Source organism: Pseudoduganella sp. R-32 (genome assembly GCF_049913245.1).
Taxonomy (GTDB): domain Bacteria; phylum Pseudomonadota; class Gammaproteobacteria; order Burkholderiales; family Burkholderiaceae_D; genus Rugamonas.
In genome coordinates this window covers 6,128,149-6,143,343 of the sequence record NZ_CP183987.1, presented here as the reverse complement: position 1 = coordinate 6,143,343, position 15,195 = coordinate 6,128,149, and the positions used below count along the sequence as shown (strand labels likewise).

Below are 15,195 nucleotides of genomic sequence, written 5' to 3'. Positions count from 1 at the left end.
AAAATTCAATCGTGCATCAATGAAGTGTTAAATAAAATATAATTTCCACTCCGAATTTTCTTGATTTTCAGGAGTGCTCGCATGTCCCCACGCCTCGCCGGCCTTGAGATGGCCGGGCTCACCGAAGCCAATCGCCCGATCCGCCTGCGCCTGTTCCGCGGTGAGGGGACAGCCGACGACAAACTGCTGGTCAAGCACGTTAGCGGTGTGGAGAGCATCTGCGGCGGTATCGAATACAGCCTGCTCTGCGTTTCGTCTGAAGCCGGACTGCCGCTCAAGCAGTTTATGGCCAATCCGGTTGAACTGCAGTTCGTTACCGACAGCGGCGGCCTGCGCTCCGTATGCGGCATCGTCGCCTCGGCCATTGAAGGGCAGGGCGATGGCGGCCTGGCCACCTACCAGCTGATTGTGCGCGACGCGCTGTCGCTGCTCGACAAAACCAGCAATACGCGGGTGTTCCGCAACGCCAGCGAAATCGATATCACCAACACCATCTTGCGCGAATGGCGGGACTCCAATCCCGTCGTGGCACGCGCATTCCAGTTCGACCTGGGTCACCTGAAAACCTACCCGGCGCGCGAATTCACCATGCAGTACAACGAATCGAACGCCGCTTTCCTGCAGCGCCTCTGGAAGCGCCGCGGCATTGCGTGGTTCATCCGTCCCGGCGCATCGAGTGAACACGGCAGCGACGAAGCGCCGGCCCACACGCTGGTGCTGTTCGACGATGCCATGTCGCTGGAAGAGAACGCGGCCGGCACCATTCGCTACCACCGTGACGACGGTACCGAACAGCGCGACACCATCACGACATGGCACGCAGTGCGGCAACTGAGCGCCGGCAGCGTGAGCCGCCGCAGTTGGGATTACGCCCAGGCCTGGTCCATGGGCAGCCAGAACCTAAGCGAGGCTGACCAGGGCAAGCTTGGCAACCAGTTCGCCAGTGGCCTTGATGATTACCTGGTCGATGTGCCGCATGCGGGTGACAACGACGCCGATTACCGTAGCCTGGGCACCCTGCGCATGCAACGGCATGAATACGAGTCCAAGTTCTTCCAGGGCGAGGGCAGCGACCGCAATATGTGCGTCGGTCAGTGGAATCGTGTGAGCGGCCATCCGGAGCTGGAGTCACATTCGGAAGAGCAGCGTGAGTTTGTCATCACCGAACTGCGTGTGGAGGCTGAAAACAACCTGCCCAAAGCATTCGACGACCGCGTGCGCCGGCTGTTCGCGCTCAATCACTGGCGTACCGACAGCAATGGCATGGAGCAGGCCAGTGCCGAACGCGGCGTGCGCTACACCAATCGCTTTACTTGCGTGAGGCGCGGCATTCCCATCGTGCCGCGCTACGACCCACGCATCGACTTGCCGCGCACCGAGGCGCAGAGCGTGACGGTGGTCGGCCCCGTCAACGAAGAAATCCACTGCGATGCGCTGGGCCGCGTCAAGATCCGCTTTGCCGGCTGCCGCAACGAAGACCATGAGCACGCCAACGGCGCCGGCGCGTCCGACAGCGAGCGCGATTCGGCTTGGGTGCGCGTGGCCAGCGGCTGGGCCAGCGCCCAGTATGGCGCGATCTCCCTCCCGCGCGCCGGCGACGAAGTGATCTGCGTCTTCCTCGGCGGCGACCCGGACAAGCCACTGATCATCGGCCGCGTACATGGCGGCAAGACCAACCCGCCATCCTTCAGCCACCGTAGCCGCCTGCCTGGCGACAAATACCTGTCCGGCATCAAGAGCAAAGAGGTCAAGGCGCAGCGCTACAACCAACTGCGGATGGACGATACGCCCGGCCAGATCAGCGCCCAATTGGCCAGTGAACATGGACACAGCCAGTTGAACCTCGGTTACCTCACCCATCCGCGCTGCGACGGCGAAGCCGACCCGCGCGGTGAAGGCTTCGAGCTGGCCACCAACGACAGCGGCGCCATTCGTACCGCCAAGTCGCTCCTGATCTCCGCCTGGAAGCGGCTGGACGCCTGCGGCAACCAGCTAAGCAGCGACGAACACCTGGCCCTGATGCAGGACTGCCTCGACCTGTTCAAGTCCCTTGGCCAGTACGCCGCCGAACACCAAGGCCTTGCGCTGGATGCCGAGCCGCAAGCGGAACTCAAAGACCATGTGGACGCCGCCGCCGGCGGCAGCAATGCAGATCGCCAGCGCGACGGCGGCAAGCCGACGCTGAGCATGACGGCGCCGGCCGGAATCGCGCTCAGTACACCGAAAACGCTGGTCAGCTACGCCGGCGTGAACGTCGACACGGTGGCCCAGCAGCATATGCAGTTCACGAGCGGCCAACGCTTCAATCTCAATGCGGGGAAGGGCATTTCGCTGTTCTCGCACATGGACGGCATCACCCAGGTGGCGCACAAGGGCAAGTTCCTGCTCCAAAGCCAACTGGATGACATGCAGATCAATTCGGCCAAGGACATCAAGGTCACCGCTGCCAAGCGCCTGATCATCATGGCCGAAGAAGAAGTGACCTTGATGGTGAGTGGTGGCGCCTATTTGACGCTGAAAGGCGGCAATGCCGAAATCGGCGGTCCGGGACCACTCACCGTGAAAACGGATGGCCACCACTGGAACGGTCCCGCAAGCGCCGCGACCGAGCTGCCCAAGTTTGAATCGGGCGATTTTGGCCGCGTGCCACGCCTGCTGCGCGCCACCGACGGCAAGCCGGTGGAAGGCATGCAGCTGCACGTCGAGCGCGTCGGCGACAGCGCGATGAAGGGCGTCAGCGATGGTGCCGGTACCGGCGAAAAGATCGTCGCCGACCGCCTGCAGCAGATCAAGGCCATTTTCTATCGTCCGCGCAAATGAAGTGCACTCCCGTATCAGCCAGGAAATCGCATCAATGACGAAGCCATTAACTTTTGACGGTCCGGTTGAGGACCCGTGTAACCTGATCGTCGGCGCCAAGAGTGGCGTCTGCCTGGTCGACCCCAAACACCTCGACGTGATCGCCCAGATGCCGCTGCCGGGCATTACCATTTTCGTGCACGGAGTGAATTCCGATGGCGAGTGGTACACGCAGACGGAAGATGGCATCTGCAAAGGCCTGAACGACCGCCTCAAACGCAATGAGGGACAGATTGTTCATGCTACGCCGGAAGGCGGCCAGCTACGGCCAGCCAAATATATGGAGGAGTTGACGCCGGATGGGTTCATTAATCCCGAGCTGAACGAAAATTCTTTTGTTGATTGTGCGGGTAGTTTCTCTCCGGTGATTCACTTCCGCTGGGGGTATAAGGCTAGCAGCGAAGAACTGCAGAAGTTTGGCGATTCCATTTACCTCAATGAAAAGAACTATTGGGGAGGTGGGCCATTTGCCAACGGGTGCACATCGCTGCCCGACCTATGGGGAAGCGGCATCGACGACACTCTGTTTCTGTGGCTGCACATCCAACACATGAACCCGACCAATGATCGACTGGTGTATTCCTGCCCACCCCGGCCTTACTACGTGCTGGCCGCGTTGCGCCTGGCGAAGCTGGTCGAATCGATCCGTAAGAAGCAGGCCGATACCCCGATTACTATCGTCTGCCATAGCCAAGGCAATATGATCGGCATTGCGGCTGCATTTCTCGGTGATCGGCTCGATCCCGTCAGTGACGCGACCGGTAAAACTGGCAACTGCGTAGCAGATACCTACGTGCTGTGCAATCCGCCTTACAGCTTATTGCAAGAGAACGCTACCCAGACCTGGGCCGAGCGCGGGATGAAAGACGAAGAGGGGCGTAGGGGGCGTACAAGTGGCGAGGCCCGCTACAAGACGCTGGCCGCCTTCTTTGACATCATACGGAAGCAGGCGGCATACGAGCAACCAGCATCTGTCGTTGATGAACTCATGAAAAACGAAGCGCATGGTTTCGATGCGCGAAGCGACCGTAACAAGTATGGCTATGGCGACAAATTGACAACGTTTGGACGCGTAACCCTGTATTTCAATCCGCACGACCAAGTAATTTCATCCTCCACCATTCAAGGCATAGGCTGGCGTGGCCTGAGCCAGCAAGAGATCAATGCCACCAGCGGCCACGGTGTGTTCAGTCAAAGGGTGTTCGCGCAAGGATTCAAAGTTGGTGAGCAGGGGCAATACGACTTTGCACAGGCGATGAAAGACCGCGGCATTAAGGAGTTCTGGCACCCGCCTTCGCCGATAGCAAAATATTCCATTTCAAAAGGCCTTGCGGCCAACACGAATATTTTTGGCAAAGTGATGACGCTTGTAAGCGCTCCGTTGGTAGTGGTAGCAACATCGCTGGCTCGTACACGCATCAATGGCAGCCCGCCAGAAAACTGGAAGACGCCACTTACCGCACCAAACCTGCCAGATTCGTTCTTGCCAGTTGCGCTGCGTTTTGGCCAGCCGTGCGCCGACTTCGATCAGAGCTACGATGCTCCGGGCGACTCGCGCGACAAGAATCGTGAACGCAACGAAGGTGACGCTTATGCTGGCGACCGGACCATTCCGCGTGGTGGCTCAGAGGGTTCGACACGCAAGGGTACCGATACGGCAGAAGGTGATCAGTCTTCCGAGGCCGGCTTGCGTTATGAGCACCATGCCATGCTACGCATGCAGGCGAAACGGGAGGGCCTCTATAAAAATGGAGATCAAGTGATGGAAGAAGACGATCCAAGTACTGCCAGTGCAGAATACAATGCTTGGCGCACCAAGAAAATCAAAGAGAGCCTGGCTGATAACATCGACACACATGCGACAGACCATTCGACGATTATGACTAACGGCATGCATGCACAAAAGGCGCTTGCCTACGACGTGGCAGTTGGCGCTTGCTATATCAAAGCAGTAGATTTTACCGAGTTACGAAAGGCTGCAGACTGGCGATTCCTTCGTGGTCTTGATGACGATAATTCTAACAAGCGATTCAAGGAATATTTTGAATTAGGGAAGTTCAAGAAATTAGCTGTTCACACTTGGGCGGAAAACGATCCTGAAGGCAGCATGCCTATTAAGATCGTTAATCAACGAGGCTTCTTTGCCAAAGTACCCAAGGGGGCACAATGAAATTTCTGTCTGAGACGCGTACGCGCCGAGTCGCCTGTGCCTTATTCGCCTTTGTTCTTGCAGTCATTGCGGCCTTCGTAATTACGAGAGGAGCCGCTGAATCCTCGCCAAATTTGCTATCTGATGGTGACCTTATGAAACGTTTCTTGGTTTTTCCCGCCTTGTTTGGAGCTGGCGTACTGGCTTTGTTAAGCCTCGGCACACATGCAGCCGCCCAGCCGGTGCCCGCAGCGGCTGAGTCGGCGGTACCAAATTTAGTAAAGCCCTTTATGGCTCAAGTCGTTGGCCTTCAATGGCTTAACCCGCTGCAGAGGCGGGATTATCCGACCGAGTGGCAATTACTTTGGACCTTAGGGCTTGTGCAGCCTAACAAGGACGATGACATGGTTAAATTAAAGCCTGAGAAATTCTCGAAGGTTCAAGCGATAGGAATTATCGCCTCGGGCAATAATGGAAGGGAGTCATTCAAGGGATATCATCACAAGTACGTTGATGCCCTTACCGAGCTCTTTCACGACATCTATTTTTCCAGTCCAACGTATTTTTACAACGCCCATTCGCTCACAGACAAGAAGACATGGCGTGAGTTGGCTGGTATCCACGTCGAGTATGCGCTGCCAGAAGGTCGCTTGAATCCGATCGAGGCCGCAACATACACGCGGGAACGCATTATTGATACGTTTGACATTGGAAACCCGAACTTTCCCAAAGCATGGAACCGCGACACGCCACCTGACGTACGCGTAACGATGGGCGGCCCCAACGCCGGTTTCACTTCGCTGGCTGCAGGTCTCGACTACCTACAAGCACATCCAAACGAAACAGTCTGGGTGATGAACTGGGATGCCCCGAGCTTTCCGCCGAAAGACGAGCAGATAAACGAAAACATGGTGCTTTTGGTTCTTGCTGGCCCAGACTACAGCACTGAGCGCGCGCCACTGGCCTGGATCGGTTACCCTGCCACGCAAAAAGTGGCGGACTTTGAAGCGCAAAAAGGCCAGCCGCCGCGCCAGATCCAAGCTTGGAAGGCAGTAGTCGAAACCGCCGCTCGGAACGTCGGCAAGCAGGATAGCGATATCGGCTACGTTATTCATGACGCCAACAATACCCATTCCGCCTCATCCGAGCGTATCGGCGCACTGGCTCAAACCCTGACGACTGAACTGGTGGATTTCGATTTCACGAAGCAGACCTTCAATACTCCTGCGCTGCTGGGCGAAATGGGCGCCGGCACGGCGCTAACCAATGTCGCACTTGGTATTGCTTACGCCAATCATATTGGCAAGAACGTGCTGGTCGCTGGTACAACCAACGCGGAACAGCCGACAGCAGTCGTTGTAAGCCCGCCTGCCAAAGTGCGGCCAATCGATCTAAACGCTCCTTGGTTCCGGGCTCGGGGTGGCGGCAGCGCATTCCTGCCTTGGTGGGGACTGCGTCACGACGCCAAGCCTGGCTCGCAAGGCTATTCGCGATGAGTAAGGCCGTCACATGCGCGGCGTGATCCGCCTGAACGACCCCACCAGCCATGGTGGCATCGTCATCAGTGCATCACCTAATTCCAAGGTCCATGGAATCGCTGTCGCCCGCAAGGGTGACAGCTGTACCTGCCCAGTGCCTGGTCATGGCGTTTGCGTGATTGTTGAAGGTGACCCCAAAGTGCTGATCGACGGTGTGCCAGTGGCATTTGACGGTCATAAAACCAGCTGTGGCGCGACCCTTATCACCACTGCCCCGAAGAGCACCCGCGGATAACGTGGGCAGTGCATTGTCGCGGCAGATTTTGTGCGCGAAGTAGTTGCGGCAGGGGAGTATCGGTGGCAGTGCAGCCAAGGTGACTATCCAGTCGTCGCCCTTTTCCCAACAGATGCTGACTATGAATCGATTCTTACTTTTGCCTGCCCTCTTTAGCACGAGTGTCATGGCATTGCTTAACCTTGGCGCGTGCAGTACGACCCGGTCTGAGCCTGCCGCCGCGATGGGGGCGCTGCAGGAAGCCAAACCATTTCAGGCACAAGTCGTTGGGCTGCAATGGCTTAACCTGCTGCAACGGCGGGATTATCCGACCGAGTGGCAATTGCTTTGGACCTTGGGGCTTGTTCAGCCTAACAACGACGATGACATGGTTAAGTCAGATCCCAAGTCATTCTCGGAGCTCCGGGCGATAGGCATTATCGCGAGCGGTAATGATGGGGTGGAAACCTTCAATGGATTTCATCACAAGTACGTTGATTCACTGACGCTAAGATTTCACAAGAATTACTTTTCAAGTTCGACATATTTTTATAATGTCCACTCCTTAAAGGACAAGAAAACGTGGCGAGAATTGGCTGGCATTCACGTCGAGTATGCATTGCCCGAGGGGCGCCTGGATCCAATCGAGGCGGCAACCTACACACGAGAGCGCATCGTTGATACGTTTGATATTGGCAATCCTAACTTCCCCGCCGCATGGAGCCGGAGTACCCCGCCAGACGTACGTGTAACGATGGGCGGTGCCAATGCTGGATTCACATCGTTGGCCGCTGGTCTCGACTATTTGCAAGCGCACCCAAACGAAACGGTCTGGGTGATGAACTGGGACGCCCCGAGCTTCCCGCCAAAAGACGCGCAGATTAACGAGAATATGGTGCTGCTGGTGCTCGCTGGTCCGAACTACAAGACGGAGCGTGCACCGCTGGCTTGGATTGGCCATCCGGCCGCCACGAACGTGGTGGACTTCGAAGGCCAGGAAGGACAGCCGTCTCGCGAAGTCCAGGCTTGGAGGGCGACTATGGAAGCCGCGGCACGTAACGTTGGCAAGCTAAATGGCGACATTGGCTACGTCATTCATGATGCCAACAAGACTCACTCTGCTTCTTCTGAACGCATCAGCGCCTTGGCTCAAACACTCACCACTGAGTTGGTGGACTTCGATTTCAAGAAGCAGGCCTTCAATACTTCGGCCCTATTGGGCGAGATGGGGGCTGGCACGGCGCTGACCAACGTTGCACTTGGCATCGCCTACGCCAATCACCTGGGCAAGCACGTGCTGGTGGCAGGCACCACCGACGCCGAACAGCCAACGGCAGTCGTGGTGAGCCCACCCGCCAAGGTACGCCCGATCGATCCGAACGCGCCGTGGTTCCGAGCCCGCGGCGGGGGCAACGCATTCCTGCCTTGGTGGGGATTGCGCCACGATGCAGGACCGGAGCCGCAAGGCTATTCCGACTGAGGTGGGCAGGATGCGTAGGGAACAGTCAGCCGCGCACGGCTGAAATCATGTTTCTTTGGCTTTTGTATAATTGCGCTTCTACTAATATTGCAATGTTACAACATGGAAGAAGCCACTACCCCGGAACAACCAAAGCGCACCAGGAAACTGGGCCGCATCGCCATCTACATCTTTGCCGCAGTCGGGCTACTGTTCTCGGTGTTGATCGCCGTGATGGCGCTGCAATCCAAGCCGCAGGCGCCGCGCACCTTCGACGCGAACGAAGCCATCGACGGCGTCATGACGCGCAACTATGGCAAGTACTCGGAATCCCAGCAAGGCTGGCTGTATGTCGATGAAACGAGTCACGTCACTTACCTCGTGACCGTGGTGCAGCAAAAGAAAGTGGACGGCAAGGAGGGCGATGAGCTCTACCTGGTCACCAGCGGCCGTGCCATCGCAAACAAGGACGAGGACGATTCATTCTACGGCGTGTTCCAACTGCGCTACCGCGACGGCCAGCTGTATGAATACAGCGATCCGCGCCGCCCAAGCGATGTCGATCCGGTGACTCCGGAGCGCGTGCATTTCGAGGCCTTGAGTGCCGATGTATGGGGATGGGTGGTGAAGACCAGCTCCTATGAGTCCGGCGTGGGCGAACATTTCACCACTACCAGGAACGTGGTCCTGGCGCCGCGCAACGAACAGATCGCGGAGCTGGCCGAGTTCACTGCGGCATTCCAGGTTCTGGGCGGAGGCGATTGCAAGGAAACCGAAAGCCAGTACGCTGACTGGGAAAAAGCCCAGGCTGAAAAAAAGGCTGCTCCGGCCGAGGCTGACAGCGCGCAGGAAGCTTCGAACGAGGAGACGGCGGAGGAGTTCGAACTCGTTCCGCCGCGTTGCACCCAGCTGCAATGGTCTTATCGCACCGACCCGGTCAGCGATTCGACCTTTACCCCGCTGTACATCACACGCAAGGCGGGCATGCAGGGCGGTGCCCAGGTCCCGGCGAAAACCTGGAAGGTGATGTTCGATCCGAAGAGCTATACCTACCTGCTGCCGGAAGAGTTGAAGAACGTCGGCATGTGATGCTGCACAGGCCCTAGCGGAACTGGGCCAGGATGCGCGCGAGCGTGCCGTCCCTGGCTGCGGCAGCGATCGCACGGTTGGCTTCTCCCAGGCTGAGATGGCCCTTGCGCGAGACCGCGCAGCGGGTCGTGAAGCTCGCTGCGGTCAGGGGCGGGTGCAGGTTCAGTGGAAAGGCCCGCAGGCGCTGCCGGTATTCGAGGACAGCGCGCGCGATCAGCACATGGTGCACCCGGCCGCGCGCCAGCTTCTCGAGATTGGTCTCCATATTGGGCGAATCGTCCCGTACAAAGCCGGCGCCCAGGACCTTTTCGATTTCAGGATGCTGGTAGCCTAGGATGGTGCCGATGGCCTGTCCGCGCAGGTCGGCGATGGAATGCGGTTGCGGTTGGCGGGCGTCAGTAACCAGCACTTCCTCTGCCGTGAACACCGGCTCCGTCCATAGATAGTCCCCTTCGATCCATTCCGGCGTATAGCCGCACAGGATGTCGGCCTCGCCCTGCTGCAAGGCCCTGGCAATGCGCTTGCGCGGCAGCAGCAGGAAGCGCAGCTCGCGCCCTGTGCCGCGCGCCAGCGCCTCTCCCAGCATCTTGTGGACGCCGCCCGCCAGGCGCCCATTCTCAATGCGCGACATGGGCATGTCGGCCGCACGGTCGACCAGCACGACCAGTTCGCCGCCCCATGCATGTGGCGCGCACAGCAAGCAGACGAGGGCGAGCAGGTAAAACGTTTTCATACGCAGCGGTCGCAAGGACACTGATTGAGTTGTACTGCATTGTGTGCAATGCTTACTTCCTCCCCGCACTAAAGGCTGGGGTTTCCTGCTTCCAGCGTCGCACGTCCGCGGCGGAGAATGTTTAACGCAGCATCACGATCTCGTTCATGTATCACACCGCGTTCGCTGCATTCCCATTCTCTTATTCCAAGGCCTGCGATACCTTTCGGTCCCACCTTGGCGCTCGATCGTGGATCGGGGTTCCGCAATTCGAGCAGGTCTGGGTGGTAAAGCGTTCGTCCACTTTCACGTACCGGGGCATGGCGACATCCTTCAAGCCGAGGTCAATACCAACACCGTGGTCGAGCGGAAGACCTGGGGGGCTGCAAACTCGATCACAATATTGAGGAACTAATTGCCCCAGCTATCTTACGCAAAATAGCTGCCATCCTTGATTTTTCCCTTCGGGAAGCGGACGCGAGCAGAACACACGGAGCGTACTGATTGCAAAACGAAACGTGTTCCCTTCTCGATGCAGGTCGCTGTAACTCCAGCTCTTTGCTGCTGCCGGCGGTCAGCTTATTCAAATCGAAGCCAAGCTTGCCGCATCAGCAGCTGATTCTTCGACTTCACGCGGAAACGGAAGACATGCGTTGGCCAGGGGCTTGTGTGGTGCCAGCACCTGGCCGAGACGCTCAATGAGCTGATCGACCCGTGCATCGAATCGCCGGCACCAGGCATTGGGCCTGGCACGGGCTTTTGTTAGCGAATTTGGTGGACCAAATCGGCGTATGGGTTGCCGGCGCTTAAGGCAACCTCACGACCCCACCAATGTTGACGTCTGCAATTGAGCAAGCGGACCCCAAGCCCTTGAGTTGTTCCTGCAATGCCTTTGTCAGTTTCTCCTGCTGCATGGATGGCTGATCCATTTCGCCCCACCAGTCAGCATAGGGAATGAATCTTTCGCAACCACTGGCTGCAATGATTTCCGCGACACCTTTGGGCCCCAAGGTCACGCATTCTGAGCGAAGTTGCGAAAAATTGGCCATATCCTCGTTGCTCAAGCATGCCCAGTAACTGCCTGAGCCCGAACAATAGTGCGGAGTATGGGCAGTGAACCTTCCCAGATTGCAGGCAATGTGCCGGATTTTTCCGAACTTGGCCGCTATCGCCTCCGCCACATGAACCATCTTGTGTTCCACTTCATTGCCCGTATCAACGACCACCCAGGTCTTGTCGGTTGGGGTTGTGATCAAGTACGTATTGCCAATGTTGCGCAGTTCAGGATTGCGCACATATCCTGTCGAGCGTGGCTGCTCACCATAAAAGGGCAAAGCCGTGATTTTGATATCCCCGACGTTCAGCGGATTACTCCACCAATCGGCCTCAATGATGTTAATGAACCCCATCGCTTTGAGCGGTTCAACAAACGATGAAGTCAGAATGTTGGTGCGTCGGACTGTCGGGACGACAATCGGAATATCCCGTGGGAAGAAGGCCAGGGACGAGGGCTCAAAATGATCGCCGTGCGAATGCGAGATCAGAATTGCAGAGCACGTGCGCGAGGCGATCAACAGGCGCAAATCGCCGGTGCCAACGCCATAGCCGACGGTATGCAGCACTGGATCAATGAGCACCGATTGCCCTTGATGGACATAGAGCAGTGATGCGTGCTGCAGCCTGTATATGCCGTCCTGACTGAATGCCGCGGCAATCGTGTCGGCTTCGTCTGCCGCCTCACTGAAGCAACCTATCTCGTCGAGCCGCTTTATCAACTCATCCGATGGGGGGGCGTCAGTCTGGTCACCAGCTATCCATAATAGCGTGTCAGCCACCATCTTCACGCCTTCAGGGGTTCGCATTTTCATCAAATACTGTTCGGCAAACGAGTCTTCCCGCCTTTCATCTACCGAAACGATAAAGGTGTCCAATGGATAGCGCGGAGGGAACAGCAGGCTGTCACGCGGGGCAAACGATGCTGCGGGGGCAGCGGCGTCATATTCAAAAAAACGCTCGAAGTTCGGCAACTCTGCAGCGGCCAAAATTGCCTCGGATAATCCACCCTTTTCGTTAATAAGGTTTGCCATCGCCTGTACGACAACGCCCAGCTTTGAACTCACGTCCCCCTGTTCTTCATTAATAAGGCGAAAGGCGGTGTGTGGGGATAGATTTTTTCTTGCGTAATTCATTTAATTCCTTGTGTGAGCATTTTCCCTGTTTCAGCCGGGAGTGTCGCGGCAAACTCAAAATGTTATCAGGAAATTATAAAATTGAACACTGTCGGATGTCTTGCTGCAACACTAGATTGCTATTTGCAAGTTAATATTGATGGTGTTGACAAATTAAAAAAACGCGCTATCATGCTCAGCCTCAATAAGCCGCATCGCTTTCGTATGTTGTATGCCGAAAAAAGATACGGTTTAGCCAAGGCAAAGCAGGGCAACCCAGGCGCATTTCCATTGATTCAAAAAGGTTACCTGTGCAATTCCCTGCAAACTTGCAAATTCACATTGAAAAACTGCATGCCCAAGGCACTCCCTTTACCCAAATCGTCATGAATTTGGTGGTAACCGGGGGATATGCGGCGCATTTCGCGCAGCGCATTGTGGAAACCGTGCTCGATCATGGCGCCAACGACTTTCAGGCAGTCAGCGATGAAAGATTACATGGGCAGGCCCTGCCCGCCATAGACACCGGCAAGGGTGATCTGTTTGTCGAACTGCCAGATCGCCGGGTACGTATCGCAATGGAACAATTTGCGCCGCGTCTGGTATTGCTCGATGATTTCCTGTCTGAAGAGGAGTGCGACGCCCTGTGCGAGCTCGCCGATGACTCGCTTGAGGCGGCAATGGTGCTGCATGCTAATCACGAGCACGGCATCCAATTTGATGATTACCGCAAGTCGGACACATGCAGGCTGGATGCGGCGCGACAGCCACTGCCAATGGCAATAGAGAGGCGTATCGAAGCGCTGACAGGGTGGCCGCAGGCTTGGGGCGAGCCGCTGGAGATCCAACGCTATGGCGCGCACGGCAGCTTCAAGCCTCACTATGATTATTTCTTGGAAGGTAACGAATATTTTGAAAATTCGGTCCAGAATGGCGGGCAGCGCCTGGCGACCCTGATCGTTTACTTAAAACAGCCGGAGCGCGGTGGCGCCACATTTATGGCTAACTTGGGCGTGCGCGTGATGCCAAGAAAGGGCAGCGCGCTCTTCTTTTCTTATCCAACGCCAACCGTGCAATGCGGCACCCTGCATGCGGGCGACCCGGTGCAAAGCGGTGAAAAATGGATAATGACAAAATGGTTTCGCCAGTACGCTCATGAGTAATTGCCAGCCACGGGTGACAAAATAGGTTTGCCCCCAAAATATTGAAAGCGACATGGCGGCGCCTTATGTACGCCTATTGCGCATCGTGCAATGGGTGTGGCGCCATCCGCATATATTTTCGCCTGGAATTATTTAGTCTTTTGCTGCGATAAAATCATTCTCCCTGTATTTACTTTTTTTAAAATGATAATTATTATTCCTATCCCAGATTTATTTGGGGTAGGTTGCGATTATATCGGAGTGCCTGATAATTGACGGTGTAGACCGTGCGTTATGGCACTCTTATATCGCGGAGTATTAATTTATCATTTTTAAAATAATGGAAAAAATTGAGTTGAATAAGCGTACCTTGCGTACGTTAACCCTGAGTGAGCTGGAGCTTGTTGGAGGCGCAAGCGAAGACGGTGACGAGGATCCAGATGGTTCCAAACAAAAGCCAAAGCCAGACACCTTGCCAACGAATTGCCCGTGCCCGACTGAACTGTGCCCGGTGCCGTCCGACAGATGCCCTCCGGGCACCTCGAGGAACGTTCGTTGCTGTCCAAACACTGGTGACTAAAAAACGCTGAAAGATTGCCGGCTCCAGAACGCTTGGGCCGGCAATTTTCCATCTGGATGAGCCAGCTCCGCACCCTATTCTTTTCCTGTTGAAGTGACCAACATGTTTGCCGCGCACGATCAAACTGAACGCCAGAACCTGACGCAATTGATGGGCAACCCTAATTATCCATACTTGTCCGGTGGGCTGGCCGGCGGGCTGCTCATGCAAACCGAGCGCTACGCGGTCCACCCGACAGCCGAGCGGCGCGCGAGGCTGGAGCAGCTACTGCAAGCGCTAATCAATGCAATTCAAAAACACCCATTGGAGGTCAACCTGTGGTCCGGCCTGGTAGGCATCCTGTATGCGTTCGAATTCGTCCGCGCCAGCGCACCGGAAATACTACCAGCCGCAGTAGCAGATTTTGTTGACGAAATGGATGCCCAGCTCGGCGATTACATCAGGAGCCGGGCCACCACCTTACATTTCGATCTCATTTCTGGCGTCGCAGGTATTGGTGCATATGCACTGATGCGCACTAACCTTGAAGCTGCCCGTAACCTTTATGCAATCGTCGAGGCGAGCCTGGTGGCGATGTCTACAAGGACTACCGCAGGCCGTACCTGGCACACTCAACCCATACACCTAGGCCCGCTGGCCCCCGCGTCCGCGCGCGCGAATGGCCATACCGACCTGGGCATCGCTCACGGCTTGCCCGGCGTAGTGCTGCTGCTGGCAGGTGCTCACTATCACGGCCTGGGCACCAGCGCGACTCCTGGCTTGCTGCAGGAGGCAGTTGCTGCGCTGCTGGAGTATCAGTCGGACCCAGTGAAAGGCAGTCGCTACAGTTATTACACGAGCCAGAAGTTGTCGCAAGCCAGCCGTTTGGGCTGGTGCTATGGCGACCTGAGTGCAGGATTTGCATTGCACGGCGCCGCGACGGCCCTCGTGCAACCGGCCCTGGCCTCGCAAGCCCACGAAATTGTCCTGTCGCGCCTTGCGCAACCTGAGGCATCGTTCGGCTTCAGTGACAACACACTCTGCCACGGACATGGGGGAGCCCTACATATGGTACACAAACTGAATGCCGCCGCGCCGGCTCCGCGCTACGCCGAGTTCCTTCGCACGCGTCTGGACTTGCTAGGTGATGGCCGGGATCACTATGCCCTGCAGCCAGGCCTGCTTGAAGGCAGCTGCGGCGTATTGCTGGCAATGGAAGATCGACATTCGCGCGGGCGCCACCATTGGGATGTTTGCCTGACATTCGGTTTCTGATTAACGCTGGCCATATGCCCTGTACCGCAAA

At 56.8% G+C, this 15,195-nt stretch carries 10 protein-coding genes and 1 pseudogene; 8 read left to right on the top strand and 3 right to left on the bottom strand.

Going from position 1 to position 15,195, the window contains the following annotated elements; translation table 11 throughout:
• The first annotated feature begins 81 nt into the window (after window positions 1-81).
• The 6 genes from ACN9MU_RS28100 to ACN9MU_RS28075 all read left to right on the top strand — a co-directional run bounded on the left by ACN9MU_RS28100 (window position 82) and on the right by ACN9MU_RS28075 (window position 9,308).
• On the top strand, window positions 82-2,820 hold the full coding sequence (locus ACN9MU_RS28100; RefSeq protein ID WP_426343776.1) for a type VI secretion system Vgr family protein: 2,739 nt from the start codon (window positions 82-84) through the stop codon (window positions 2,818-2,820).
• A gap of 34 nt (window positions 2,821-2,854) precedes the next feature.
• A complete protein-coding gene (locus tag ACN9MU_RS28095; protein ID WP_426164908.1) occupies window positions 2,855-5,029 on the top strand; it encodes a T6SS effector phospholipase Tle3 domain-containing protein in 2,175 nt (724 codons plus the stop codon).
• Entirely contained in the window at window positions 5,026-6,504 is a 1,479-nt protein-coding gene (locus ACN9MU_RS28090; RefSeq protein ID WP_426319273.1) for a virulence factor, read from the top strand. Before ACN9MU_RS28095 ends, ACN9MU_RS28090 begins: the two co-directional genes overlap by 4 nt.
• 13 nt (window positions 6,505-6,517) lie before the next feature.
• A complete protein-coding gene (locus ACN9MU_RS28085) occupies window positions 6,518-6,781 on the top strand; it encodes a PAAR domain-containing protein (RefSeq protein WP_426319272.1) in 264 nt (87 codons plus the stop codon).
• A 166-nt stretch (window positions 6,782-6,947) separates the two neighbouring features.
• Entirely contained in the window at window positions 6,948-8,240 is a 1,293-nt protein-coding gene (locus ACN9MU_RS28080) for a hypothetical protein (protein ID WP_426164902.1), read from the top strand.
• 102 nt (window positions 8,241-8,342) lie between these two features.
• Window positions 8,343-9,308, top strand: a complete 966-nt coding sequence (locus tag ACN9MU_RS28075; RefSeq protein ID WP_426336420.1) for a hypothetical protein — start codon at window positions 8,343-8,345, stop codon at window positions 9,306-9,308.
• 13 nt (window positions 9,309-9,321) lie between these two features.
• Here the strand turns inward: ACN9MU_RS28075 and ACN9MU_RS28070 are convergent, their stop codons facing one another.
• The 3 genes and pseudogenes from ACN9MU_RS28070 to ACN9MU_RS28060 all read right to left on the bottom strand — a co-directional run bounded on the left by ACN9MU_RS28070 (window position 9,322) and on the right by ACN9MU_RS28060 (window position 12,209).
• Entirely contained in the window at window positions 9,322-10,041 is a 720-nt protein-coding gene (locus ACN9MU_RS28070; protein ID WP_426343775.1) for a substrate-binding periplasmic protein, read from the bottom strand.
• A gap of 68 nt (window positions 10,042-10,109) precedes the next feature.
• A pseudogene (locus ACN9MU_RS28065) lies at window positions 10,110-10,561 on the bottom strand (zinc ribbon domain-containing protein); the annotation flags it as partial.
• Between the two features lie 265 nt (window positions 10,562-10,826).
• Window positions 10,827-12,209 carry an MBL fold metallo-hydrolase gene (locus ACN9MU_RS28060; protein ID WP_426343774.1) on the bottom strand — a complete coding sequence of 461 codons (1,383 nt, stop codon included), beginning with the start codon at window positions 12,207-12,209 and terminating at the stop codon, window positions 10,827-10,829.
• A 290-nt stretch (window positions 12,210-12,499) separates the two neighbouring features.
• Here ACN9MU_RS28060 and ACN9MU_RS28055 point away from each other — a divergent pair, with 290 nt between their 5' ends.
• Together ACN9MU_RS28055 and ACN9MU_RS28050 are read left to right on the top strand one after the other, a co-directional pair.
• On the top strand, window positions 12,500-13,351 hold the full coding sequence (locus tag ACN9MU_RS28055; protein WP_426343773.1) for a 2OG-Fe(II) oxygenase: 852 nt from the start codon (window positions 12,500-12,502) through the stop codon (window positions 13,349-13,351).
• A gap of 661 nt (window positions 13,352-14,012) precedes the next feature.
• Complete coding sequence (locus ACN9MU_RS28050) at window positions 14,013-15,164, top strand: lanthionine synthetase LanC family protein (protein ID WP_426343772.1); 1,152 nt, start codon at window positions 14,013-14,015, stop codon at window positions 15,162-15,164.
• The last annotated feature ends 31 nt before the right edge of the window (window positions 15,165-15,195 follow it).